General features: G+C 71.4%; 19 protein-coding genes. 3 read left to right on the forward strand and 16 right to left on the reverse strand.

The window, feature by feature from the left end; translation table 11 throughout:
• Positions 1 to 46 precede the first annotated feature (46 nt).
• Positions 47 to 778, forward strand: coding sequence for an SDR family oxidoreductase (locus ACLJQZ_RS22760; protein ID WP_410621923.1), 732 nt, complete (start codon positions 47 to 49; stop codon positions 776 to 778).
• A 67-nt stretch (positions 779 to 845) separates the two neighbouring features.
• Here ACLJQZ_RS22760 and ACLJQZ_RS22765 read toward each other — a convergent pair whose 3' ends face one another.
• The 16 genes from ACLJQZ_RS22765 to rfbB form a co-directional block, all read right to left on the reverse strand.
• Complete coding sequence (locus ACLJQZ_RS22765) at positions 846 to 4736, reverse strand: carbohydrate-binding protein (RefSeq protein WP_410621924.1); 3891 nt, start codon at positions 4734 to 4736, stop codon at positions 846 to 848.
• A gap of 257 nt (positions 4737 to 4993) precedes the next feature.
• Complete coding sequence (locus tag ACLJQZ_RS22770; protein ID WP_410621925.1) at positions 4994 to 5995, reverse strand: sugar phosphate isomerase/epimerase family protein; 1002 nt, start codon at positions 5993 to 5995, stop codon at positions 4994 to 4996.
• Positions 5996 to 6014: 19 nt separating this feature from the next.
• Positions 6015 to 7382 carry an alkaline phosphatase family protein gene (locus ACLJQZ_RS22775; RefSeq protein WP_410621926.1) on the reverse strand — a complete coding sequence of 456 codons (1368 nt, stop codon included), beginning with the start codon at positions 7380 to 7382 and terminating at the stop codon, positions 6015 to 6017.
• Positions 7382 to 8506: a metabolite traffic protein EboE gene (gene eboE / locus ACLJQZ_RS22780; RefSeq protein WP_410621927.1), complete on the reverse strand. Its 1125-nt coding sequence runs from the start codon at positions 8504 to 8506 to the stop codon at positions 7382 to 7384. The genes ACLJQZ_RS22775 and eboE overlap by 1 nt, the downstream gene beginning before the upstream one ends.
• Entirely contained in the window at positions 8503 to 9354 is an 852-nt protein-coding gene (locus tag ACLJQZ_RS22785; RefSeq protein WP_410621928.1) for a TatD family hydrolase, read from the reverse strand. Before ACLJQZ_RS22785 ends, eboE begins: the two co-directional genes overlap by 4 nt.
• Complete coding sequence (locus ACLJQZ_RS22790; protein ID WP_410621929.1) at positions 9354 to 9899, reverse strand: EboA domain-containing protein; 546 nt, start codon at positions 9897 to 9899, stop codon at positions 9354 to 9356. The genes ACLJQZ_RS22785 and ACLJQZ_RS22790 overlap by 1 nt, the downstream gene beginning before the upstream one ends.
• Complete coding sequence (locus ACLJQZ_RS22795) at positions 9896 to 10717, reverse strand: sugar phosphate isomerase/epimerase family protein (RefSeq protein ID WP_410621930.1); 822 nt, start codon at positions 10715 to 10717, stop codon at positions 9896 to 9898. Before ACLJQZ_RS22795 ends, ACLJQZ_RS22790 begins: the two co-directional genes overlap by 4 nt.
• Entirely contained in the window at positions 10714 to 11541 is an 828-nt protein-coding gene (locus ACLJQZ_RS22800) for an SCO3242 family prenyltransferase (RefSeq protein WP_410622074.1), read from the reverse strand. The genes ACLJQZ_RS22795 and ACLJQZ_RS22800 overlap by 4 nt, the downstream gene beginning before the upstream one ends.
• Positions 11538 to 12659, reverse strand: coding sequence for an inositol-3-phosphate synthase (locus ACLJQZ_RS22805; protein ID WP_410621931.1), 1122 nt, complete (start codon positions 12657 to 12659; stop codon positions 11538 to 11540). Before ACLJQZ_RS22805 ends, ACLJQZ_RS22800 begins: the two co-directional genes overlap by 4 nt.
• A gap of 18 nt (positions 12660 to 12677) precedes the next feature.
• Positions 12678 to 13841, reverse strand: coding sequence for a Gfo/Idh/MocA family protein (locus tag ACLJQZ_RS22810; protein WP_410621932.1), 1164 nt, complete (start codon positions 13839 to 13841; stop codon positions 12678 to 12680).
• On the reverse strand, positions 13838 to 14863 hold the full coding sequence (locus tag ACLJQZ_RS22815; RefSeq protein WP_410621933.1) for a substrate-binding domain-containing protein: 1026 nt from the start codon (positions 14861 to 14863) through the stop codon (positions 13838 to 13840). Before ACLJQZ_RS22815 ends, ACLJQZ_RS22810 begins: the two co-directional genes overlap by 4 nt.
• A complete protein-coding gene (locus ACLJQZ_RS22820; RefSeq protein WP_410621934.1) occupies positions 14860 to 15864 on the reverse strand; it encodes an ABC transporter permease in 1005 nt (334 codons plus the stop codon). Before ACLJQZ_RS22820 ends, ACLJQZ_RS22815 begins: the two co-directional genes overlap by 4 nt.
• Positions 15857 to 17362, reverse strand: a complete 1506-nt coding sequence (locus ACLJQZ_RS22825; RefSeq protein WP_410621935.1) for a sugar ABC transporter ATP-binding protein — start codon at positions 17360 to 17362, stop codon at positions 15857 to 15859. Before ACLJQZ_RS22825 ends, ACLJQZ_RS22820 begins: the two co-directional genes overlap by 8 nt.
• Positions 17359 to 18630, reverse strand: coding sequence for an ROK family protein (locus ACLJQZ_RS22830; RefSeq protein WP_410621936.1), 1272 nt, complete (start codon positions 18628 to 18630; stop codon positions 17359 to 17361). Before ACLJQZ_RS22830 ends, ACLJQZ_RS22825 begins: the two co-directional genes overlap by 4 nt.
• Positions 18631 to 19061: 431 nt before the next feature.
• Complete coding sequence (gene rfbD, locus ACLJQZ_RS22835; RefSeq protein WP_410621937.1) at positions 19062 to 19955, reverse strand: dTDP-4-dehydrorhamnose reductase; 894 nt, start codon at positions 19953 to 19955, stop codon at positions 19062 to 19064.
• A 5-nt stretch (positions 19956 to 19960) separates the two neighbouring features.
• The gene (gene rfbB, locus ACLJQZ_RS22840) at positions 19961 to 20950 is read right to left on the reverse strand and encodes a dTDP-glucose 4,6-dehydratase (RefSeq protein WP_410621938.1); all 990 of its coding nucleotides are present in this window, start codon (positions 20948 to 20950) and stop codon (positions 19961 to 19963) included.
• 136 nt (positions 20951 to 21086) lie between these two features.
• On the opposite strand from rfbB, the gene ACLJQZ_RS22845 reads away from it, so the two are divergent.
• Positions 21087 to 22619: an LCP family protein gene (locus tag ACLJQZ_RS22845; RefSeq protein WP_410621939.1), complete on the forward strand. Its 1533-nt coding sequence runs from the start codon at positions 21087 to 21089 to the stop codon at positions 22617 to 22619.
• Between the two features lie 38 nt (positions 22620 to 22657).
• Positions 22658 to 23911 carry an LCP family protein gene (locus ACLJQZ_RS22850; RefSeq protein WP_410621940.1) on the forward strand — a complete coding sequence of 418 codons (1254 nt, stop codon included), beginning with the start codon at positions 22658 to 22660 and terminating at the stop codon, positions 23909 to 23911.
• Positions 23912 to 23922 lie beyond the last annotated feature (11 nt).

Genomic DNA, 23922 nt, shown 5'->3' on the forward strand with positions numbered 1-23922 from the left:
CCGTTCGGCGGACCCGCGGGGCCTGGCGGCTCACTAGGGTTTCCGCATGACAGTTGCCTTGGTCACCAACGTGACGCAGTACGCGGGGCCCGCCGGTGCGGAAGCGCTCGCCGCCGACGGGTTCGACGTCGTCTGCCACGACCAGACGTTCACCGATTCCGAAGTACGCGGCAAGTTCGTGGCCGAGAACCCGGAGCTGACGCCGATCGCCGAGCAGGAGCCCGAGGCGATCCTCGCCGCCGCGCGGGAGCACGGCCGCGTCGACGTCGTGCTGAGCAACGACTACGTGCCGCCGTCCGCCGTCCAGAAGCCGTTCGACGGCGCGCCGCTGGGCGACCTCGAGTTCCTGATGCGGGAGCTGGTGTACCGGCCGTTCGAGCTGATCCAGGCCGCGACCCCGGCGATGAAGGAGGCGCGGACCGGCCGGATCATCCTGGTGACGTCGGCGGCCGCCGTCCGGCCGCTCGCCACCGCGGTCCTCTACAGCGCGGCGCGCGCCGCGGCCACCACGCTGGTGGCCGGGGCCGCCAAAGCGCTGGGCGAGTACAACATCCAGTTCAACGCCATCGGCCCGAACTGGTTCGAGAACCCGACCTACTTCCCGCCCGGGCTCTGGGAGTCCGATGCCGAGCTGCGCGCGACCGTCGCCAAGGAGGTCCCGCTCCAGCGCCTCGGCCGGCAGGAGGAGATGGGCGCGCTGATCGCATTCCTCGCCTCGGGCAAGGCCACCCCGGTGACGGGCCAGTTCTTCGGCTTCACCGGCGGCTGGCTCCCGTGACCCGCTAAAGCCGTGAAGGCCTCCTTACCGGCCATAAGAGCCGGTAAGGAGGCCTTCACGGACTTTCCTAGGACACCGTCAGGGTGTCGATGTCGAACAGGGAACCCGCGCCGCCCCGGAAGACCAGGTGGAGCGGGCCCGTGCCGGACGACACCGTGGTGGTGACCGTCTGGAACGTCTCCCAGCTGCCCGTGTTCGGCACCGCGACCGTGCCCAGCAGGGTGCCGGTCGCCGAGCCCGAGCGGATCTCGATCGTGCCGCCCGCGCCCGCCGACGAGACGACCGCGCTGAACCGCGTGATCCCGGCCGTGCTCACCGAGGCGAACCCGGCCCAGTCACCGTTCTCGATGTAACCGAGGGTCTGGCCTCCACTGGCCGGCGCGTGCGCCGCGATCTGCACACCCGAACCCGACGTGAACGACTCACCCTCCACTGTGGACCCGGAACGGACACCGCAGTCCGCCGAGACGACACCGGCGGCGTAGCGGATCCCGCCGACCAGCTCGGCGCGGAACGCACTGTCCGAATAGGACTCGATCGTGTGGCCCAGGCCGGTGTAGAACGCCCGGCCGCCGCCCTGCGGGTGGCACCACGTGATCGGGTGGTCGGCGCCCATCTCGCCGCCGGTGTAGCTCGACTCGTCCAGCGTCTGCAGGACGTGCACCTGACCGCGCGGGTTCGTGCGGTAGTTGTACAGCTCGTCCGTGCGGTTCCAGACGGCCGGCAGGTGCGCGGTCGCCGGATGGGTGTTGTCCTCTGTCACGAAACGAGCCGCCTGGATCGCCGGGTGGCTCTTGAACCACGCGCCGACGAGCTGCCCGTACCACGGCCAGTCGTACTCGGTGTCGGCCGCGGCGTGGATGCCGAGGTAGCCGCCGCCACCGTTCACATAGGACTCGAACGCCGCCTGCTGCGTCGCGTCCAGGACGTCACCGGTGGTCGACAGGAACACGACCGCCTTGTACCCGGCGAGCGAGGAAGCCGTGAACACGGACGCGTCTTCGGTCGCCGTGACGCCGAAGCCGTTGGCCGTGCCCAGTTCGCGGATCGCCTGGATCCCCGCGGGGATCGAGTCGTGCCGGAACCCGGCGGTCTTCGAGAACACCAGCACGTTGTACGCGGGATCCACCTGGGTCGGCATGCTGCTCAGGCTAAACGAATCGACGTCGAACAGGGAACCGGAACCACCGTGGAACACCAGGAACAACGGGCCGGAGCCGCCGGTCACCGACGTCGTGACGTTCTGGAAGACCTCCCAGTCTCCCGTCGAAGGCACCGAAACCGTGCCCAGCAGTGTCCCCGTCGCCGAACCCGAGCGGATCTCGATCGTGCCGCCCGGGCCGGCCGACGACACCCGCGCGGTGAACGTCCGCGCGCCCGACGTGCTCACCGACGCGTACCCGGCCCAGTCGCCGTTGTCGATGTAGCCCAGGGTGTTCCCGCCGCTCGCCGCGGCGTGCGCCGCGGCCTGGACGCCGGACCCGGACGTGAACGACTCGCCCTCGATCGACCCCGCCTGCGTGGCGGTGGCGAAGGTGAACGAGTCCAGGTCGAACAGGTTGCCCTGCCCGGTGACGCCCTTGAACACCAGGTACAGCGACGTCGACCCGGACGGCCGGTTGGCCAGGGCCGTCGTCACGTCCTGGAACGTCTCCCAGCCACCGGTGTTCGCCACGGTCATCGTGCCCAGCAGGGTGCCGGTCGGCGAACCCGCGCGGACCTCCAGCGTGCCGCCGGGGCCGCCCGAGGAGACGTGCGCGCTGATCGACGTCGCGTTGCCCAGCGCGTACGGCGCGAAGGAGATCCAGTCGCCGTTGTCGGTGTAGCCGACCGTGCGACCGCCCTCCGCCGAACCGTGGTCGGCGAGCTGGATCCCGGACTGCGCTGAGAAGTGCTCGCCCTGGCGGTGCCGCGGTTGCAGCTTGCGGACGCTGTGCGAGACGAGGCCGCCGTTGTCGGTGTACTGCGCGTCGAAGACGCCGAAGATGTTCGCCGCGGCGTCGTGCTCACCGTCGACCGGGACGGCGATCGAGCCGCTGCAACCGGTCGCTTGGGTGATCTGGTGCTGGTGGCTGTCGTGGCCCAGGAGATAGGTCACCTTGACCTTCGAGCAGTCCAGCGCCCCGTCCTCCGGGTCACTGCCGGTCACCTGGAACGGCACGGTGTCGCCGAAGGAGAACAGCTGCCCGTCGGCCGGCGTGGTCAGGTTCACCGTCGGCGCGGTGTTCCCGACCGTGACGACCAGGCTCGCGGTGCCGGTGAGGCCGGCCGGGTCGGTCACCGTGAGACTCGGTGAGTACGTCCCGTTGGTGGTGTAGGTGTGCGCCGGGTTCGCGGCGGTCGACGTCTGGCCGTCGCCGAAGTTCCAGCGGTAGGTCAGGGCACCGCCTTCGGGATCGCTGCTGCCCGCGGACGAGAAGGTCACGGTCAGCGGGTTCGGCCCCGACGTCTTGTCGGCCGCCGCCTTGGCGACCGGGTTGCGGTTGGTGCCCGCGAGGTACTCGACCCGGTACAGCGCCTGGTTGTCGCTGCCGGTGCCGTAGTCGAGGACGTAGAGCGCGCCGTCCGGGCCGAAGGCCATGTCCATGACCTGCGTGCCGGTCCACGGGAAGTTGTCGATCGTGCCGCGGCTGCCGTCGGCGTTGACGGTCACCGCCTTGATCCACTTGCGCCCGTACTCCCCGGCGAAGAACTTGCCGTCGAGGGACTGCGGGAACTTGACCGTGGACGTCGAAGCGGCGTCGTACCGGTAGACCGGCCCGCCCATCGGCGACTCCGAGCCGCTGCCGAACTCCGGCGGCGACCCTTCGTCACCCGCGTACTTGATCCACGCGGCCTTCGGCACCGGCAGCTTGGCGACGCCGGTGTTGCGCGGCGAGGAATTCGTCGGCCCGCCCGCGCAGTCGTACTTCGCCCCGGACGGCCCGCTCGGGAAGGTGTAGTGGTTGTACGACTCGGTGGTCGTGTTCGAGCCGGTGCAGTACGGCCAGCCGAAGTTGCCCGCGCTGGTGATCCGGTCGAACTCGACCTGGCCCTGCGGCCCGCGGTTGGCGTCGGTGACACCGGCGTCCGGGCCGTAGTCGCCGAGGTAGACGACGCCGGTCGCCTTGTCGACACTCATCCGGAACGAGTTGCGGAAGCCCATGCCGTAGATCTCCGGCCGGGTGTTCGCGGTGCCCGGCGCGAACAGGTTGCCCGACGGGATCGTGTACGTCCCGTCGGCCTGCGGGTGGATCCGCAGGAGCTTGCCGCGCAGGTCGTTCGTGTTGCCGGCCGAGCGCTGCGCGTCGAACTGCGGGTTGCGCGTGGTGCGTTCGTCGATCGGCGAGTAGCTGTCGGAGGAGAACGGGTTCGTGTCGTCGCCGGTGGTCAGGTAGAGGTTGCCGGCGGCGTCGAAGTCGATGTCACCTCCGACGTGACAGCACTGGCCGCGGTCGTTCTGCACGGCCATAACGACCTTTTCGCTGGCCAGGTCGAGGGTGTTGTCCGTCTTGAGGACGAACCTCGACAGGTGCAGCTCGCCCTTGAACGGCGCGAAGTCGGCGGCGGTGCCGTCGGTCGGCGCGTCACCGTCCGGTGTGGACAGTCTCGGCGAGAAGTAGAGCCAGACGTAGCGGTTGGCGGCGAAGCCGGGATCGGCGGCGACGCCCTGGAGGCCTTCCTCGTCGTGGGTGTAGACGTTCAGCTTGGCCGCGACGGACGTCGCGCCGGCCGCGGTGGTGACGCGGACGGTGCCGTCGCGGGAGGTGTGCACGACCGAGCGGTCGGGCAGCACGGCGAGCGACATCGCCTCGCCGAGCTCGGCCGCGCCGGTGGCGAGGGCGACCTGCTGGTAGTCCGCGGCGGGGATGTCGGCGCGGGCCGGGGTGTCGAGGGTGAGCAGGAGGCCGGCGCCCAGGAGTGCGGTGCCGAACAGCCTGGTCCATTTCGCAGGGGACCTTGGGGAAGGCAGGGTCATGCTGGTTCCTTCCTGAATTTGAGCGTGCTTCGCCCCGGATTGGCGCGAAGCCGGTTTCGATCACCTTCCGACGGGGCTGGCGGCCACCCGTGCACAGAAGTCTCGGGCGCGCGCCGGTCCTCCCGGCGCGCGTGCTCGGCGGGTCGGCCGGCGTACCTGGACGGTCGGCCGGCGTACCCGGAGGGTCGGCTCGCGTGCCTGGAGGGTCGACACGCGTGATCAGGGGGTCGACACGCGTGATTCGCGCGCCGACACGGTTACTTCGAGGAGAACGCGGCGTCGAACGCCGCGGTGGGTGGGGTGAAGTTGAGCTTGCGGACGAACTCCAGGGCCTCGGGCGCGCCGGTCAGGCGGTCCATGCCGGCGTCCTCCCACTCGATCGAGATGGGGCCGGCGTAGCCGATCGCGTTGAGCATGCGGAAGACGTCCTCCCACGGGACGTCGCCGTGGCCGGTGGAGACGAAGTCCCAGCCGCGGCGGGGGTCGGCCCACGGGAGGTGGGAGCCGAGCCGGCCGTTGCGGCCGTTGAGCTGCTTGCGCGCTTCCTTGCAGTCGACGTGGTAGATGCGGTCCTTGAAGTCCCACAGGAACCCGACCGGGTCGAGGTCCTGCCAGACGAAGTGCGACGGGTCGAAGTTGAGCCCGAACGCCGCCCGGTGCCCGATCGCCTCCAGCGTCCGGACGGTGCTCCAGTAGTCGTAGGCGATCTCGCTCGGGTGCACCTCGTGGGCGAAGCGCACGCCGACCTCGTCGAAGACGTCGAGGATCGGGTTCCACCGCGTGGCGAAGTCCGCGTACCCGCGTTCGATCATCGACGGCGGCACCGGCGGGAACATCGCCACCGTGTGCCAGATCGACGAGCCGGTGAAACCGACCACAGTGGACACCCCGAGCTTCGCCGCGGCGCGGGCGGTGGCCTTCATCTCCTCCGCCGCCCGCTGCCGGACGCCCTCGGCCTCGCCGTCGCCCCAGATCCGCGCCGGCAGGATGGCTTCGTGCCGCTCATCGATCGGGTGGTCGCAGACGGCCTGGCCCACCAGGTGGTTCGAGATGGTCCACACCTTGAGGTCGTACTTGGCCAGCGTGTCCAGCCTCGCCTGGACGTAGCCGTCTTCGGCGAGCGCCCGGTCCACCTCGAAGTGGTCGCCCCAGCAGGCGATCTCGAGGCCTTCGTAGCCCCAGCCGCTCGCCAGCTCGCACACCTCCTCGAACGGAAGATCGGCCCACTGTCCGGTGAACAGCGTCAACGGTCGTGCCATGTCTGACCTCCTGGGTGCGTTATTCGGTACGGACAGCCGCGAGCAGCAGATCCTTGACTTCGGTGGCGTGGACCTTCTCGCGCGCGAGCGCGGGGTCCGAGCACAGCAGCACGGGCCCGTCCTCGGCCGAGTCGGGCAGCCGGCCGTGGCTGCCGCGCACCGGCGCGGGGTCGAGCGGGACGACCTGCATCGAGTACCGCAGGCCGAGCTTCTTGCGGGCCAGCGCGGACGCGGCCTTGAGCTTGACCATCGGGTCTTCCGGGTCGAAGAACAGCTCGGCCGGGTCGTAGCCGGGCTTGCGGTGGATCTCGACGGTCTTCGCGAAGTCCGGCGCGCGGTCGTCGCTGAGCCAGTAGTAGTACGTGAACCAGGCTTCCGGCTCGGCGATCGCGACCAGCTCCCCAGCGCGTTCGTGGTTGATCCCGATGCCCGCCTGCGCCGCACGATCCAGCACGACGTCCACTCCGGACAGTCCGGCGACGAGGTCCCGCACCCGCGGGATGTCCGCCGGGTCGGCGACGTAGACGTGCGCGACCTGGTGGTCGGCGACCGCGAACGCCCGCGACGTCCACGGGTCGAGGTACTCCATGCCCGCCTGGACGTACACGTTGAGCAGGCCTTCACGGCGCAGCGCGCGGTTGATGTCGACCGGCCGGCTCGCGTTCGTGATGCCGTACTCCGACAGCGCGACGACGGTGTGCCCGCCCGCGGCCGCGAAGTCCAGCAACGGCTTCAGCGCGGTGTCGATCTCCCGCGCGGCCGCCGCGGCCTGCGGTGCGTCCGGGCCGAAGCGCTGCAGGTCGTAGTCGAGGTGCGGGAGGTAGACGAGCGTGGTGTCCGGCTTGTCCTCGGTCATGATCTTCCGCGCGGCGGCGATGATCCACTTCGACGACGTGATCGCGGCCGTCGGGCCCCAGTAGGTGAACAGCGGGAACTCGCCGAGGTCGCCGACCAGGCGGTCGTGCAGCTGCGGCGGGTGGGTGTAGGCGTCCGGGGACTTCTTGCCGTCGGCGTGGTAGATCGGCCGCGGGGTGACGGTGAGGTCGACGTCCATCCCCATCGCGTACCACCAGCACACGTTGGCGACCTTGTGCCCGGCCTGGGCGCGCCGCGCCGCGGCCCAGAACTTGTCGCCCTGGACCAGGTTGTTGTGCTGGCGCCAGAAGAACACCTCGCCGAGGTCGCGGAAGTACCAGCCGTTGCCGACGATGCCGTGCTCGGCCGGCTGCAGGCCGGTCAGGAAGGTGGACTGCACCGAGCACGTCACGGCGGGGAACACGGTGTCGAGCTGCGCGGTGAAGCCGGGTTCGGCCATCTTGCGCAGGTTCGGCATGTGCGGGAGCAGCCGGGGCGTCAGGCCCACGACGTCGAGAACCAGCAAACTCATCAGTGAACCTCTTCCAAGCCCAGTTCGATCAGGGAACGCCGGGTCCAGTCCAGCTCGGCGGTGATGCCCGCGACGAGCCCGGCGTCGTCGGCGGGTGCGTCCGGGAGCACCTGCCAGGTGTAGGTCTCGACCTCGATGTGGTCGGTGCGCGCGGTGGCGCCGCCGAACAGCTCGGCCAGCGTCCCGGCCAGCACGGGCCGGGTGGACGTCAGCGGCGGCGCCGGGTCGGCGTGCAGCGGCACGTGGAAGTGCACCCGCCACGGCGCCTCACCGGGCAGTTCTCCGGCCAACGCGAGATCGAGGTCGTCGGCGCCCGGTGGGGCACCTTCGTTGCTCTGGTGGAGGAACCGAGGTTCCACAAAGGACTCCAGCGCCTTCCGGGTGGCCGGATCGGCCGGGTCCGCCGCCTCCAGGGCAGCGGACGCCTGGAGCTTGACGACGTCGAGGCCCGCGGCTTCGAGTCGGCCGAGCGCGGCCGCCGGGTCCTCGAAGCCGACCGCTAGATGGCACGTGTCAAGACAGACGCCGAGCCACTCCTTGTCCACTTCGGACAGCAGGGACGCCGCCTGCGCCGTCGTCTCGATGACGCAGCCCGGCTCCGGTTCGAAGGCCACCCGCACCGGGCGGTCCTGCTTCGCCAGGCCCTTGGCCAGCAGTGCGAGCTGACCGCCGTCGTCCCGCCACTCGGTGCGCCAGCCCAGCGGCAACGTCGAGACGCTGCCGCGGACGGCGTCCTCGGGCAGCAGCTCGCCCAGCAGCCGGGCCAGATCGAGGGTGTACTGGGTCCGCTCGGGCGTCGACCAATCCGGCCGGTACACCTTGTGCTTGACGACCGGGTCGTGGAAACCCTGGTACGGGAACCCGTTGAGCGTGACGACCTCGAGGCCGCGCGTGGCCAGCTCACTGCGCAGCCGCGCCACCGCCGCCGGATCGGAGACCAGCTCGGTCGCCACCGGACGGGCCAGCCACAGGCCCAAGCCGAGCCGATCCACGCCCAGGCGTTCCCGCACCGGCTCGCCGAAGCGGGCCAGCTGGGTGAGCACGCCGTCGAGGTCCTCGGCCTGGTGCACGTTGGTGCAGTAGGCGAGGTGGACGAGCGTGCCGTCGGGATGCCGGAACCTCACTTGCGCGCACCTCGCAGGATCGAGTTGCCCGCGAACTCGGCGTCCGGCGCCTCGCCCTCCAGCGAAAGGCGCCCGCTCTGCCCGTAGAACTCCACTGGGTTGCGCCACAGCACGAGGTCGACGTCGTCCTCGCTGAACCCGGCGGCCAGCATCGCGTCACCGGTCTTGCGGGTCTTGAGCGGGTCGCTCTTGCCCCAGTCGGCCGCGGAGTTCACCAGCACCCGCTCGGTGCCGTACTCCCGGAGGATCGCCACCATCCGCTCTTCGTCCATCTTCGTGTCCGGGTAGATCGAGAACCCCATCCAGGACCCGGAGTCCTTGACCATGGCGACGGTCACCTCGTTGAGGTGGTCGAGCACCACGCGCTCGGGCGCGATGCCCGACTCGCGGACGACGGCGATACTGCGCTCGGTGCCGGCCGCCTTGTCGCGGTGCGGGGTGTGCACCATCGCGGGCAGGTCGTGGTCGATGGCCAGGGCCAGCTGCGCGGCGAACGCCTTGTCCTCCTCGGCGGTCATCGAGTCGTAGCCGATCTCGCCGACCGCGACCACGCCGTCCTTCTCCAGGTACCGCGGCAGCAGGTCGAGCACGGGCGCGCAGCGGGGATCGTTGGCCTCCTTGGGGTTCAGCGCGATCGTGCAGTGGTGGGCGATGCCGAACTGGCTCGCGCGGAACGGTTCCCAGCCGACCAGCGCGTCGAAGTAGTCGGTGAAGCTGCCGACGCTCGTGCGCGGCTGGCCCAGCCAGAAGGCCGGCTCGACGAGCGCGCGGACACCGGCGGCGTGCATCGCCGCGTAGTCGTCGGTGGTCCGGGAGCTCATGTGGATGTGCGGGTCGAAGATGCGCATCAGACGTCCTGTTCGGTCAGCAAGGGGAGGAGGTCGGCGGGCACGTCACGGCCCGCGGCGGTGCGCTCGGCGGCGAACGACCGCATCATGCGCAGCAGCTCCTCGTCGGTCCGGCGGTCCAGCCCGGCGATCCCGGCCAGGGGGATGCCCATGAAGACGCACTTGAGCACACCGTGGCGGTAGGCGGAGTCGTCCAGGCGCGCAGCGCCGTACTCCCCCATCGCGGCGGTGACGAGCCGGGTGTCGTTGGTGCGCAGCGCGTCCGCGACCAGCTCCAGTCCGGCGTCCCCGGTGTCCACCACGGACAGTCCACGAAGGACCGCTCGTTTCTCGGCGGTGTCGCCGTAGCGGTAGAGGTCCGGCATCTCGGCGGCGGCCCCAGGAGCCGCTTTGAGCAGCTCCACCCGGGCGACGTCGTCGACCGTCCACCCCGGGACGTCCGCGGGTCCCCGGCCGACCCGGCGGCCGACCCCGGGGAACAGCGTCCGCAACGCCGTCGCGTCGGACGCGACCTTCGTCAAGGCTTCGTCGAGCCACGCGGTCACGCGGTCACCGCCTTGCGCAGGAACTCCAGGGACTCGCGGGCGATCCGCGGGGCCGCGTGGCTGTCGCGCGGCAGTTCGACGGCGACCAGCCCGGGGTACGGCGACAGCGCTTCGAGCACGGGCGGGAAGTCGATCTCCCCCTGGCCGAACTCGAGGTGCTCGTGCGTGCCGCGGCGCATGTCGTCGATCTGGACGTTCACCAGCCGCGGCAAGGCGCGGCGGACGCAGTCGGGCACGGACGCGGACTCGTTGCACCGGCAGTGCCCGATGTCCAGCGTGAGCCCGAACCGCGCCGGGTCACCGAGGCGTCGGGCCAGCTCGAAGTAGCCGTCGAGGTCTTCGACGAGCATCCCCGGCTCCGGCTCGAACCCGAGCTTGACGTCGTGCTCGTCCGCGGCCTTGAGGACGTCCGAGCAGCCCGCGACCAGGTGGTCCCAAGCGTCCTCAGTGGACAGATCCGCGGGCTTGTTGCCGCTCCAGAACGAGACGGCCTCGGCCCCGAGGTCCGCGGCGATCTCGACGGCCCGGGTCAGGAACTCCACGCGCAAGGACCGGTCCGGGTCGAGGAACGTCGGCGAGTGCTTGCGCCACGGGTCCAGCAGGAACCGCGCACCCGTCTCGATCACGACGGCCAGTCCGAGCCGGTCCAGGTCCGCGGCGACGTCGGTGACGCGGCGGGCGAGGTCCGGGCCGAACGGATCGAGGTGCTGGTGGTCGAGCGTCAGCGCGACGCCGTCGTAGCCGAGGTCGGCCAGGACGCGGAGCGCGTCGCCGAGGCGGTGGTTGGCGAAGCCGTTGGTGCCGTACCCGAACCTCATGTCGGCGACACCTTCCGGCTCAGCGCCCGCGCCAGCGGGAACGCGGCGGCCACGGCCAGCGCCGAGCGCCACGCGCCGGTCCGCGCGATGAGCCCGGCCTGCAGCGGGATCATCCCGTGGATGCCGGCGCCGACCGCGCGCCGGATCACCGGCGCCTTCGGGTCGCGGACGGCGTCGTACTGCGCCCGCCCGGTCGTCACCGCGTACGTCCCGAGCAGCGCCGAGGCCAGCGGCCCGACGCGCCCGGCGGCGACGCGCACCCCGGCCGTCGCGACCAGCGTGGCCGCCGGAAGGGCGGGCGTGGCACCGTCCACTTCGGACCGGGACAGCGTCGTCACGGCCATCGTGTGCGCGCCGACCGTCAGCGCGGCGGGCAGGGCCGCCCGGGCGCCACCCGCCCCGAGCAGGACGTCCAGGGTCCGGGCCGCGGCCATCGCGATCGGCCCCAGCGGCGTCGACTTGAGCACGAAGTCGTACGCCCACACGGTCGCGGCCAGCGGCACCGCGACCCGCAGCGCGCGCTTGCCCCCGGCGACCGCCGCGATGCCGAGACCACCCGCGGTCAGCCCGGTCGCGACGCCCAGGGCCGTGCCCGGCGAGACCCGGCCCGACGGGATCGGCCGCTCGGGCCGTTCGACCGCGTCGAGGTCGCGGTCGGCGTAGTCGTTGAGCGCCATGCCCGCCCAGTAGATGCAGACGGACGCGCCGGTCAGCGCGAGCGTCCGGCGGCCGAAGGGCCAGCCCGACGCGGCGGCGCCGGCGACGGCGTCCCCGGGCACGGTCAGCGCGGCGGGCGCGCGGACGAGTTCGATCAGCGCCTTCACCGGTTCGCCCACTCGCGCAGGGCCGCGTACTGCGACGCGAGGTCGTGCGGGCCGTCGCCGGCCGGATCCTTGAAGAAGAACCCGAACTCGGCCACCGGCCCGGCGACGCCGTCGCGGCACGCCTTCGCGGTGAGCCGGGCGAGGTCGAGCACCAGCGGCGCGGCGAGCGCGGAGTCGCAGCCCTGCCAGGTGAGCTGCAGCGTCATGCGGGCGCCGAGGAAACCCTCGAACAGCACGTGGTCCCAGGCGGTCTTCCAGTCGCCGAGCGCGGGGACGTAGTCGATGTGCACCTCGCCGTCGACGTCCCGGCCGAGGTTCTGCGAGAGCACCTGCTGCTTGGACGCGTTCTTGCTCGACGCCGCCCCGGGGTCGGCCAGCGTGGCGCCGTCCCCGCCGCCGAGCAGGTTGGTGCCCGACCACGACAGCACGTTCAGCGCGCGCTGGGCGAACATCGGCGCGAGCACCGACCGCAGCAGCGTCTCGCCGGTCTTGCCGTCGCGGCCCGCGTACGGCAGGCCGGCGGTGCGGGCGAGTTCGTCCAGCGCGGGCAGCCGCGCGCCGGTGGACGGCGTGAAGTCGACAAAGCCACACCCCGCGCGGAATGCGGCGTAGGCGTACAACGCGCTGGGCGGGAGCACCTCCAGGCCCGAGTCCAGCGCGTCTTCCAGCGCGGCCAGGGATTGATGCGCCGGATGCGGCGCGCAGGGCGGCTCGGTGGAGGCCACGTTGACCACGACGACGTGGTCCAGACCCGCACCGAACGCCGTCAGGTCCGCGACGATCCGGTCGGCCGCCGCGCGCCCGGTCCCGGACGGCGCCGGGCGCAGCCGGGCCTCGGCCGCCTCCAGGTCGGCCGTGACCGGCCCCGGCAGCGTCGCGGGCAGCACGCCCGCCGCCACCAGGTGCTCCGCCCGCTTGACCAGCGGCGTGTCGACCACGTCGTGGCCCCCGAAGACCAGGTCCCCCAAGCCGGGCAGCTCCGCCCCGGCGAAGTCCGGCAGTTCGGTCACGCACCCGGTGCGCGTGGTCAGCCCCGCGCGCATCGCGGCGGCCCCGGCTATGGCCGTGGTGGCCACCGATCCCCGGGCCCCGATCAGCCAGACACCGAACTTCCCCATGATTCTCTCCCTGTTGGTTCAGCCCGCGCCCGGCACTCCGGTTTCGACGCGGGTCCAGACACTGCGCGCCGCGGCGCTTTCCTCGACCGCCGCGAGTACCCGCTGCACTTGCAGCCCGTCCGCGAAAGACGGAGAAGGGTCCTCGCCCGCGGCCAGCGCGACGAGCAGATCACGCACCTCGTGGGTGAACGTGTGTTCGTAGCCGAGCCCGTGTCCCGGCGGCCACCAGGCGCCGACGTACGGGTGACCGGGCTCGGTGACCTGGATCCGGCGGAAGCCGCCGAGCTCCGGGTCTTCGGTGTGGTCGTGGAAGGCCAGCTCGTTCATCGCCTCGAAGTCGAACGCGAGGCTGCCCGCGGAGCCGTTGATCTCCAGGCGCAGCGCGTTCTTGCGGCCGCTCGCGAACCGCGTCGCCTCGAAGGTGCCGACGGCGCCGCCTGCGAACCGCGCCAGGAACAACGCGGTGTCGTCGACCGTGACCGCGCCGCGCTCGGCCGATCCCGGCAGTGGCCGTTCGCCGACGAACGTCTCGGTCAGGCCGCTGACGCCGGTGATGAGCGAGCCGGCGACGAACTGGGCGAGGTCGATCGCGTGCGCCCCGATGTCCCCGAGGGCACCGGATCCGGCCTTGTCCTTCCGCAGCCGCCAGACGAGCGGGAACTCCGGGTCGACGATCCAGTCCTGGAGGTACTGGGCGCGAACGTGACGTATCTCGCCCAGCCGGCCTTCGGCGACGAGCCGCCGCGCCAGCGCCACGGCCGGCACCCGCCGGTAGTTGAAGCCCACCATGGACCGCACCCCGCGGGTGGCCGCCTCGGCGGCCGCGGCGGCCATCGCCTCGGCTTCGGCGACCGTGTTGGCCAGCGGTTTCTCGCACAGCACGTGCTTGCCCGCGGCGAGCGCGGCCAGCGCTATGTCCGCGTGCGTGTCGCCGGGCGTGCAGATGTCCACCAGATCTACATCGCCGGACTCGAGCAAGCGTTTCCAGTCGGTCTCCACCGACGCCCAGCCGAGCTTCGCCGCGGCCGCCTCGGTGGCCGTTTTGTCTCTTCCGCAGAGCACCGCCATCCGCGGCGCGCGCGGGACGTCGAACGCCCGGTGCACGGTCCGCCACGCCTGCGAGTGCGCGGCCCCCATGAACGCGTACCCGACCATCCCCACGCCGAGGGTCCCGCCGCTCATTCGAACGACCCCGGCAGGTACTTGTCCACGTTGTCCTTGGTGACGACGGCGGAGAACAGCGTCACGGTCGCCGGCACCTCCTGTTCGGCCAGGTCACCGAGCCCTTTCGCCTGCCCGAGCAGCCGGGCCAGCCGGATCGCCGACGCCGCCATCGTAGGCGGGTAGAGGACCGTCGCCTTCAGTACCGACGAGTCCGCTTTGATCTGCTCCATCGCCGCCTTCGATCCGGCCCCGCCGACCATCAGGAAGTCCGACCGGCCGACCTGCTTCACCGCCTGGAGCGCGCCCACGCCCTGGTCGTCGTCGTGGTTCCAGATCGCGTCGAACTTCGGGTGCGCCTGCAGCAGCTCGGCCATCCGGGCCTGCCCGGTCGGCACGGTGAACTCCGCGGCGGCCCGGCCGATCTTCCGGATGCCGGGGAAGTTGGCCAGCGCGTCGTCGAAGCCCTGCGAGCGCTGCCGCGTCAGCTCCAGGGTGTCGATCCCGGCCAGCTCCAGCACCGTGCCCTTCCCGCCGAGCTTCTGCCCGATGTAGTTGCCCGCGTTGACGCCCATCCGGTAGTTGTCGCCGCCGATCCAGGTGCGGTAGCTCTGCGGCGAGTCGAAGATGCGGTCGAGGTTGATCACCGGGATCCCGGCGTCCATCGCCTTGCGCCCGGCCGGGGTGAGCTGCTTGCCGTCGGCCGGCAGCACGACCAGGACATCGACCTTGCGGTTGATCAGCGTCTCGACCTGCGCCGACTGGGTGGCGGCGTCGTTCGAGCCCTCGGCGACGACCAGTTCGACGTCAGGGTGGCGCGAGGCCTCCGCGCGGGCGTTGACGGTGATCGCGTTGAGCCAGCCGTGGTCGGCCTGCGGCCCGGCGAACCCGACGGTCACCTTCTTGCCCGGGGTGTCGGCCGCGCCCTGGGTGACGGTCGCGGCGGCGGGCTCGTCGCTGTTGCTCGTGCACGCGGCGAGCGCGCCGACGCCGACAGCGGACGCGCCGGCGAGGAACGCGCGTCTGCGGAGGGGGTTGTTCATGAGGATTTCCTCTCGGTCGAATACCGGCGCTGGACGAGGACGGCGAGCACGATGAGCACGCCCTTGGCGAGCTGCTGCACCGCCGTGGGCAGGTTGTTGAGGGTGAACAGGACGCTGATCGTGGTGAACACGAGCACGCCGAGGACGGACCCGGCGAGCGTGCCGCGCCCGCCCGAGAGCAGGGTGCCGCCGATGATCACCGCGGCGATGGCGTCGAGCTCGTAGAGGTTGCCGTTCCCGCTGGTGCCGGAACTGGTCAGGATGATCAGCATGACGCTGGCGATGCCGCAGCAGAGCCCGGAAAGCACGTACAGCAGGCAGGTGTGCAGCCGGACGTTGATGCCGGCCAGCCGCGCGGCTTCGAGGTTGCCGCCGATCGCGTAGGTGCGGCGGCCGAACGTGGTGCGGTTGAGCAGGATCCAGCCGAGCACCGCGACCGCGGCGAAGATCAGCACCAGCGGCGGGATCCCGAGCACGTAGCTGTCCTGGTAGCCGAGGTCGACCAGCGCCTGGTTCTTCGGCGTGACGGTCTGCGTGCGGCCCTGGGAGAGCTGGATCGCCAGGCCGCGTGCCGAGGCGAGCATGGCCAGCGTGGCGATGAACGCGACCAGCTTCCCGTAGGCGATCAGCAGTCCGGTCACCAAGCCGGCGCCGAGACCCACGGCGACCGCGCAGAACACGATCCCGCCGATGCCGAACGACTGCGTCGCCTTCGTCGTCGCCCACACCGTCGCGAGCGCGACCACCGCGCCGACCGACAGGTCGATGCCGCCGCCGATGATCACGAACGTCATGCCGACGGTGATCACGCCGATCACCGACGCCTGGGTCAGCAGCAGCACGAGCGTGCCGGTGGACAGGAACTGGCCGGGCTGGGTGATCGCGCCGATCACCGCCAGCAGCACGAGCACCCCGACGAGGCCGAGGTTGCGGATTTCGCTGATCCGTCTCCGCTCCGGAGCGGCTCGTGGCACCGCTTGTTCCGACGCCTGTTCAGTCATGGACGCGCTCCTCCAGGATGAGATCCAGCACGCGGCGCTCGTCGAGTTCGCGTGCGTCGGCTTCGGTGACGAGCTGGCCTTCGCGCAGCACCAGCACCCGGTCGGCCAGCCCGAGCACCTCCGGCAGTTCGCTGGAGACCAGCAGGATCGCGACGCCGGAGTCGGCGAGGTCGCGGATCACGCGGTACAGCTCGGCCCGCGCGCCGACGTCGACGCCGCGGGTCGGCTCGTCGAGCAGCAGCACCCGGCAGCCCTTCAGGAGCCAGCGCGCGACGACGGCCTTCTGCTGGTTGCCGCCCGAGAGCTTGCCGACGGTCCGGCGGACGTCGGCCGGGCGCAGGTCGAGCGCCTCGGTGTGCCCGCGCACGGCGTCGATCTCGGCCTTCCCGCTGAACCAGCCGAACCGCGCGTACCGCCGCAGCGACGGCAGGGAGACGTTGCGCGCCACGGAATCGTGCAGCAGCAGCGCCTGGCTCTTGCGTTCCTCCGGCGCCAGGCCGAGCCCGCCGCGCACGGCCGCGCCGACGCCGTTCTTCAACGGCTTCCCGGCCAGCCGGATCTCCCCCGCCGTCGCCTTGCGCGCGCCGTAGACGGTTTCGAGGACCTCCGAGCGGCCCGAGCCGACCAGCCCGGCGATCCCGAGGATCTCCCCTTCCCGCACCGAGAAGGTGACGTCGCCGAACGCGCCGGCGAGGCTCAGGCCGGTGACGCCGAGGACTTCGGGTTTGCCGTCGTGGGCACCCGGTTCCGGGCGCGGCGGGAACGGGAACTCGACGCGGCGGCCGGTCATCCGGGCCACCAGGTCCCCGGTCGGCGTCGTGCGCGCGGGCAGCCCGGCGGCCACGGTCCGGCCGTCCTTGAGGACGCTCACCCGGTCGCCGATCTCGCGGATCTCGGCCAGCCGGTGGGAGATGTAGAGCACCGCGACGCCGCGCGCGGTCAGCCCGCGGATCACCCGGAACAGGTTGGCCACCTCGTCGGCGGCGAGCACCGCGGACGGCTCGTCGAGCACGATCAGCCGCGCGTCGAGCGAAAGGGCGCGGGCGAGGCTGACGATCTGCTTGCCCGCCGCCGACAGCGTGCCGACCTCGCGTTCGACGCGGATTTCCTGGTGCCCCAAGCGGTCCAGCAGCTTGCGCGCCTCGGCCCGCATGGTGGTGCGGCGGACGAACCCGCCGCGGGCCTGCTCGTGGCCGAGGAAGACGTTCTCCGCCACGGAAAGCCCGTCGACGAGGTCGAGCTCCTGGTACAGCGTGGCGATGCCGTGCCGGATCGCCGCGGTCGGGGTGGGCAGCCGCACCGGCGACCCGTCGAGCCGGATCTCGCCGGTGTCCGGCCGGTGCGCGCCGGCGAGGACCTTGATCAGCGTCGACTTCCCGGCGCCGTTCTGCCCGAGCAGGCAATGGACTTCGCCGGCTTCGACGCTCAGCTCGACGTCGTCTAGAGCGCGCACACCGGGGAACTGCTTGCCGATCCCGGTCATCTCCACGAGCGTCATCCGCTGTCCCTTTCCGCGCGCACCGGCACCAGCGCCGGGTCGTCGAACACCGCTTGCAGCGCGACGTGCGCGCCGCCGCGCGAAGCCGCGGAGAACCCGAGCCAGGACAGCTCGACGCGGCAGCCCCCGATGCCCGGCGCGATCACGCGGGCCTCGAGCTCGGTCATCATCGGGCCGAGCAGGTACGGCCCCAGCTGGGCGAAGTAGCCGCCCAGCAGCACCACCCGCGGGTTGAAGACGTTGATCAGCACGGCCGCGCCGACTCCGAGACCGGTGCCGACCTGGGCCAGCGCGTCGAGCGTGCGCTTGTCCTTCAGCTGCGCCCGGCGGCGGATCATGTCGAGCCGCTGTTCGAGGTCGAGCGACGGGTCGTGCACCGGGTCGTTCGGCGACGCCGCCAGCCGCAGCATCCCGGCCAGCCCGACGAGCGTCTCCCAGCAGCCGCGCCGCCCGCAGCCGCAGACGCGCCCGGCCGGGTCGAGCTGGATGTGCCCGATCTCGCCGGAGAACCCTTCGGCGCCGCCAAGCAACCGGCCCCCGGAGATCACGCCGCCGCCGACGCCGATTTCGCCGGTCAGGTACACGAGATCGGCGGTCCCGGCGACGCTGCCCATCGCGTATTCGCCGAGCGCGCCGAGGTTCGCGTCGTTGGCCGTGCGGATCGGGAACGCGGGCGGCCCGAGGCGGCGCGTCAGCCGTTCGGTGATGCCGCGGACGACCGGGACGTCGGTCCAGTGCAGGTTCGGCGCGAAGGCGACGGTCCCGCTCGCGACGTCGACCAGCGCCGGGATCCCGACGGTGACGCCGGCCGGGGTGACGGCGAGGCGGCGGCATTCCCGCAGCGCCCGCGCGGTCAGCTCGGCGCCGGCGTCGAGCACCTTCTCGACGGGAAGCGCTTGCACGTCGAGCGCGACGCGTTGTTCGAAAAGGACGGTGCCGGTCAGGTCCAGCGCGAGGGCGGTGAGGTAGTCGACGTTGATCTCGACGCCGATCCCGCCGACGCCGCGGCCGTCGAGCTCGACGATCGTGCCGGGGCGACCCACCGAACCGGCTCGTTCGCGCTCGCCTTCGCGGGCCAATCCGCGTTCGACGAGCTCGGAAACCAGGCTCGACACGGTCGCCTTGTTCAGCCCGGTGTCCGCGGCGATGCCCGCCCGGGACCGGGATCCCGCGTCCCGCAGGTGCCGCAGCACCAACGCGAGGTTCGTCCGGCGAACCGCGGCCTGGTCGGCCGGGCGCACCGGTTTGAGCGAAAAGGAGGAGTCCACGCCGACACCGCCCGAGTTCGTCTGGTGGGACAACAAATTAGGGCGGGCGGAACGAACGGGTCAACGAGGTAACCGGGCACCGGTGCCGGACGAAAGCCGCAAAAACCGAGCTGACCAGCGAAACTATCGAACCGGGGCGGGAATGCCGTCCCACGGATGGAGCACGGGTTCGGGTGCGTGGCCGCCGTAATCCCGCCGCCGAACGGGAGCGGTTGCGCAATGCCCCGCTGATCGGGACGTTCCACCGAAAAGCGCAGTCACGCAAGGACTCCGCCATTCGGCTTGCACAATTGCCGGGCGGACCGACGAAACTTTCCGCAAGTCCGGGCAAGCGCCCCAATGTGGCGTTGGGTGCGTCCAACGCACCCAATGTGGCGTTGGGTGCGTCCAGCGCACCCAACGCCACATTGGGGCGCATGAGAAGCCGGGTGTCAGGGAGCCGCGAAGTACGCGGCCAGTGCGTCTTCCCACGGCCGCAGCGGCGTCAGCCACGCTTCCTTCCATGACGCCGGCGACAGCACCGAGTACGCCGGCCGCGGCGCCGGCCGCGGGAACTCCTCCGTCGTACACGGCTTCACCCGCGACGGGTCCGCGCCCAGCTGCGTGAAGACGGCGCGCGCGAAGCCGCACCAGCTCACCGAACCCGCGTTCGTGCAGTGCAGCACCCGCTGCTCCGGCCCGTCGCCCGTGGCCGCCCGGGACGCCAGCTCCAGCAGGCCCGCCGCCAGGTCCGCCGTCCACGTGGGACCGCCGACCTGATCGTCCACAACGGACAGTTCCGGGTTCGAGGCCTCCAAGCGGGCCATGGTCTTCACGAAGTTCGTGCCCGACTTGCCGTACAGCCAGCCGGTGCGCACCACCCAGGACGACGCGCCCGAGCCGAGCACCGCGTCCTCGCCCGCCGCCTTCGTGCGGCCGTACGCGCTGCGCGGGCCCAGCTCGTCCGAAGGCTCGTACGGCGCCGAAGCGTCGCCCGGGAAGACGTAGTCCGTGGACACGTGGATCAGCGGCACCCGCCGGGACGCGCACGCCGCGGCGAGCACGCGCGGGCCGTCGGCGTTGACCGCGAACGCGCGCTCCTCGTCCGTCTCCGCCGCGTCGACCGCGGTGTAGGCCGCCGCGTTGATCACGACCGCGGCCGAACCCGCTTCGCGCGCGCGGTCGGCGAGCGCGCCGACCGCGGCCAGCACCTGGCCGGTCTGCGTCAGGTCCAGCTCCGCCGACCCCGGCGCGACGACGTCCACGTCGTCACCCGAGAGAGCGGCGAGATCCCGGCCGAGCTGTCCGGAACCGCCGGGCACGAGCACCGTCAGCCGCACGAGCACATCCTCTACTTCTTGAGCGCGGCCCGCTCCGCCAGGGGCTCCCACCACGCGCGATTGTCCGTGTACCAGGCCACTGTCGCGGCCAGACCGTCCTCGAAGGACACGCGCGGAGCGTACCCCAGCTCGTCGCCGATCTTCGTGACGTCCACCGAGTACCGGCGGTCGTGGCCCTTGCGGTCCTCGACCGGCTCGACGCTGTCCCAGCCCGCGCCGAGGGCGTCCAGGAGCCGCTCGGTCAGCTCGCGGTTCGTCAGCTCGAGGCCGCCGCCGATGTTGTAGATCTCGCCCGGCCGGCCCGCCTCGGCGACCAGCTGGATGCCGTGGCAGTGGTCGTCCACGTGCAGCCAGTCACGGACGTTGAGCCCGTCGCCGTAGAGCGGCACCTTCCGGCCGTCGAGCAGGCTCGTCACGAACAGCGGGATGAGCTTCTCGGGGAACTGGTACGGACCGTAGTTGTTGGAACACCGGGTGATGCACACCGGCAGCCCGTGGGTGCGGAAGTACGACCGCGCCACCAGGTCGGAGGACGCCTTGGACGCCGAGTACGGCGAGTTCGGCTCCAGCAGCTGGTCCTCGGTCCAGGACCCGGTCTCGATCGAGCCGTACACCTCGTCGGTGGACACGTGGACGAACTTGCCGACGCCGGCTTCGACGGCCGCCTGCAGCAGGTTGTGCGTGCCCAGCACGTTCGTCAGCACGAAGTCCGCGCCGCCGAGGATCGAGCGGTCCACATGCGACTCCGCGGCGAAGTGCACCACGAGGTCCACACCACTCATGACCTCGGCGACCAGCGCGGTGTCACAGATGTCGCCGCGGACGAACTCGAGCCGCGGGTCGGCGGCGACGGGGGCCAGGTTGGCCTCGTTGCCGGCGTAGGTGAGCTTGTCCAGCACGACCACCTCGGCGTCACGCAGTGCCGGGTACGCGCCGCTCAGCGCCTGCCGGACGTAGTGCGACCCGATGAAGCCCGCACCACCGGTGACCAGGACCCGCATCTTCCCGCCTCTCCTCGGCCCCCGTCGGGGGCAACCGGACCCCAGCCTACGGAGGCCCCACAACGCCCTCAGTAGAGTCCGGGTGGAGGCACACGGGTGCCCTGGGGGAAGCACGGGGTTCGCAGGGAGGAAGCGCGTGACCGATTGGCCTGCGCCGCCCGTCCCGGTGCGCCGTCGCCACGGTGTCGCCATCTTCGCCCGCCGCGGCGGCAAGGTGGTCGTCTCGTTGCTGTCCGTCGCGATCCTGGCGCTGACCTGGTACGGCTGGCACTTCATCGGCGACCCGAACACCGGCCTGACCACCACGAACGTCTTCGCCGACACCGAGGCGCACGCCAAGCCGCTCGACGGCGCGGTCGACATCCTCCTCGTCGGGCAGGACAGCCGCACCGACGCGCAGGGCAACCCGCTGCCGCGCGAAGTGCTGGACATGCTGCACGCCGGCGTCTCGGACGGCGAGCTCAACACCGACACGATGATCCTGGTGCACATCCCCCAGAACGGGAAGCACGCCGTCGCGATCTCGTTCCCCCGCGACTCCTGGGTCGAGCTCGCGGGCGGCTACGGCAAGCACAAGCTCAACAGCGCGTTCGTCTACGCGTACACGGACACCTACAAAACGTTGCAGCGCCAGGGCATGACCGACCTGAAGCAGGCCGACGCGCAGGCCAAGGTCGCCGGGCGGAAGAACCTGATCGCGACGATCGAGAAGTTCATCGGCAAGCCGGGCATGATCGATCGCTACGCCGAGGTCAACCTGGCGAGCTTCTACGAGATCACGCAGTCGATCGGCGGCGTCGAGGTCTGCCTCAAGGGCCCGGTCAAGGAGAAGAAGTCCGGCGTCGACCTGCCGGGCGGGCGCCAGAGCATCGAAGGCGTGCAGGCGCTCGCTTTCGTCCGCCAGCGCTACGACCTGCCCAACGCCGACCTTGACCGGATCGCGCGCCAGCAGGCGTTCCTGTCCGGCCTGGCCCGCAAGGTCATCTCGACCGACGTGCTGACCAGCCCGACGAAGATCGCCGACCTGGTATCCGCGGTGAAGAAGTCCGTGGTCCTGTCCCAGGGCTGGGACCTGAGCGAGTTCGCCGAGCAGATGCGCGGGCTGACCGGCGGCAACATCGAGTTCCACACCATCCCGACCCAGGGCAACGCGGTCATCGGCGGCGCCGACGTGCTGCGCGTCGACCCGGCCGCGGTGCAGGCGGAGGTGACGCGCCTGACGTCCGACGGCGACACCCCGGCCGGCCCCGCGCAGGCGCAGCTGCCCGGCGCGAACGCCGTCACGGTGGAGCTGTTCGACGGCTCGGGCTCGCCGACGCTGGCCACCCAGACGCACTCGACACTGCAGAGCAAGGGCTTCACGCTCCCCGCCGACCAGAAGCTGAGCACCCGCAACACCACCGTCGTCCGGTACAACCCGGCCGACGACACCGCGCTGGGCCTCGTCAAGCAGGTCCTGGGCACGGCGATCCAGGCCGAGCCGGACAAGGATGTCACCGCCGGGCACGTGCGCGTGCTGCTGGGCAAGGACTTCAAGAGCTCGTCCGCCGGCTCGGGCGGGGCGCCGTCGACGACGCCGTCGAAGCCACCGGTCCAGACCTCCACCCCGTCGAGTGCTCCCCCCGCCGCGCCGCCGATCACGGCGGGCGACGTCCCCTGCGTCAACTAGACTGAGTACTCAGTGTGCCCGGGGGAGGGGAACAAGGGGTGGATGACGAGCAAGAACAGCAGGAACAGCCGGAACCGGCCGCCGAGGCGGTGACGCAGAGCGACGAGCCCGAGTGGAAGCCGTCGCCGTTCCCGCGTCAGCCGATCCCCGAACCGCCCTCGCCGTCCCGCGCGCGCCGCGCCGGCCGGGTGACGCGCCGGATCGCCGTCGGCCTCGTCTCGCTGATCGCCCTGGGCGCGAGCGGCTACGCCTACGTCACGAAGGACCAGCTGCAGAGCACCGTCCCGACGACCGACGCGCTGACGCCGCGGGCCGGCGAGCCCGCTCCCCCGCCGGCCGACGACGGCGCGGACGACATCCTGCTCGTCGGCAGCGACGCGCGGACGGACGCGCAGGGCAACGCGCTGCCGGCGCGGGTGCTGCGCGAGCTGCGGACCGAGGCGAACAACGGCGCCGTCAACACCGACACCGTGATCCTGCTGCGGGTGCCGAAGGACGGCGGGAAGCCGTCGGCCGTCTCGATCCCGCGCGACACCTGGACCGAGATCCCGGGCCGGGGCAAGGCCAAGATCAACTCGGCGTACGGCATCGCGAAGGCGCACTACGCCCAGACGTTGCGCGGCCAGGGCGAGCGCGACCAGGCGAAGATCGAGCGCGACTCCGACACCGAGGGCCGCCGGGTCCTGGTGCAGGCCGTGCAGGACCTCACGCAGGTGCGGATCGACCACTACGCCGAGGTCAACCTGCTGGGCTTCTACCTGCTCACGGAGGCACTCGGCGGCGTCAAGGTGTGCCTGAACCACGCGACCGAGGACAAGGACTCCGGGGCGGACTTCCGCCGCGGCGAGCAGACCGTGTCGGGCGGCGAAGCGCTTTCCTTCGTCCGGCAGCGCAAGAACCTGCCGCGCGGCGACCTCGACCGGATCGTGCGGCAGCAGGCGTTCCTGTCTTCGGCGCTGCACCAGGTGCTCTCGGCCGGGACGCTGACGAGCCCGGGGACGCTGAGCAACCTGACCGACGTCGTCCACCGGTCGCTCACCCTCGACCCGGGGCTCGACCTGCTGCAGTTCGCGCAGCAGGCCAAGGGCATCGCGTCCGGCGACCTGGCGTTCGCGACGATCCCGGTGATCACCGCGAACGGCCGCAGCGAAGACGGGCAGAGCATCGTCGAGATCGACCCGCAGGCGGTCCGGCAGTTCGTGGCCGGCCTGGCCGGGCGCAGCACGGCTCAGCCCGCGGGCGGCGGCTCGGCAAGCGCCGCAGCAACCCCAACCGTCACTTGCGTCAACTAGAGCCCCAAAAA

This window comes from Amycolatopsis sp. cmx-8-4 (assembly GCF_046548675.1).
Lineage (GTDB): Bacteria > Actinomycetota > Actinomycetes > Mycobacteriales > Pseudonocardiaceae > Amycolatopsis.

Coding starts and splice junctions, on each gene's coding strand:
- ACLJQZ_RS22760 (WP_410621923.1), top strand. CDS start 47: ATGACAGTTGCCTTGGTCACCAACGTGACGCAGTACGCGGGGCCCGCC.
- ACLJQZ_RS22765 (WP_410621924.1), bottom strand. CDS start 4,736: ATGACCCTGCCTTCCCCAAGGTCCCCTGCGAAATGGACCAGGCTGTTC.
- ACLJQZ_RS22770 (WP_410621925.1), bottom strand. CDS start 5,995: ATGGCACGACCGTTGACGCTGTTCACCGGACAGTGGGCCGATCTTCCG.
- ACLJQZ_RS22775 (WP_410621926.1), bottom strand. CDS start 7,382: ATGAGTTTGCTGGTTCTCGACGTCGTGGGCCTGACGCCCCGGCTGCTC.
- ACLJQZ_RS22785 (WP_410621928.1), bottom strand. CDS start 9,354: ATGCGCATCTTCGACCCGCACATCCACATGAGCTCCCGGACCACCGAC.
- ACLJQZ_RS22795 (WP_410621930.1), bottom strand. CDS start 10,717: ATGAGGTTCGGGTACGGCACCAACGGCTTCGCCAACCACCGCCTCGGC.
- ACLJQZ_RS22805 (WP_410621931.1), bottom strand. CDS start 12,659: ATGGGGAAGTTCGGTGTCTGGCTGATCGGGGCCCGGGGATCGGTGGCC.
- ACLJQZ_RS22810 (WP_410621932.1), bottom strand. CDS start 13,841: ATGAGCGGCGGGACCCTCGGCGTGGGGATGGTCGGGTACGCGTTCATG.
- ACLJQZ_RS22815 (WP_410621933.1), bottom strand. CDS start 14,863: ATGAACAACCCCCTCCGCAGACGCGCGTTCCTCGCCGGCGCGTCCGCT.
- ACLJQZ_RS22820 (WP_410621934.1), bottom strand. CDS start 15,864: ATGACTGAACAGGCGTCGGAACAAGCGGTGCCACGAGCCGCTCCGGAG.
- ACLJQZ_RS22825 (WP_410621935.1), bottom strand. CDS start 17,362: ATGACGCTCGTGGAGATGACCGGGATCGGCAAGCAGTTCCCCGGTGTG.
- rfbB (WP_410621938.1), bottom strand. CDS start 20,950: ATGCGGGTCCTGGTCACCGGTGGTGCGGGCTTCATCGGGTCGCACTAC.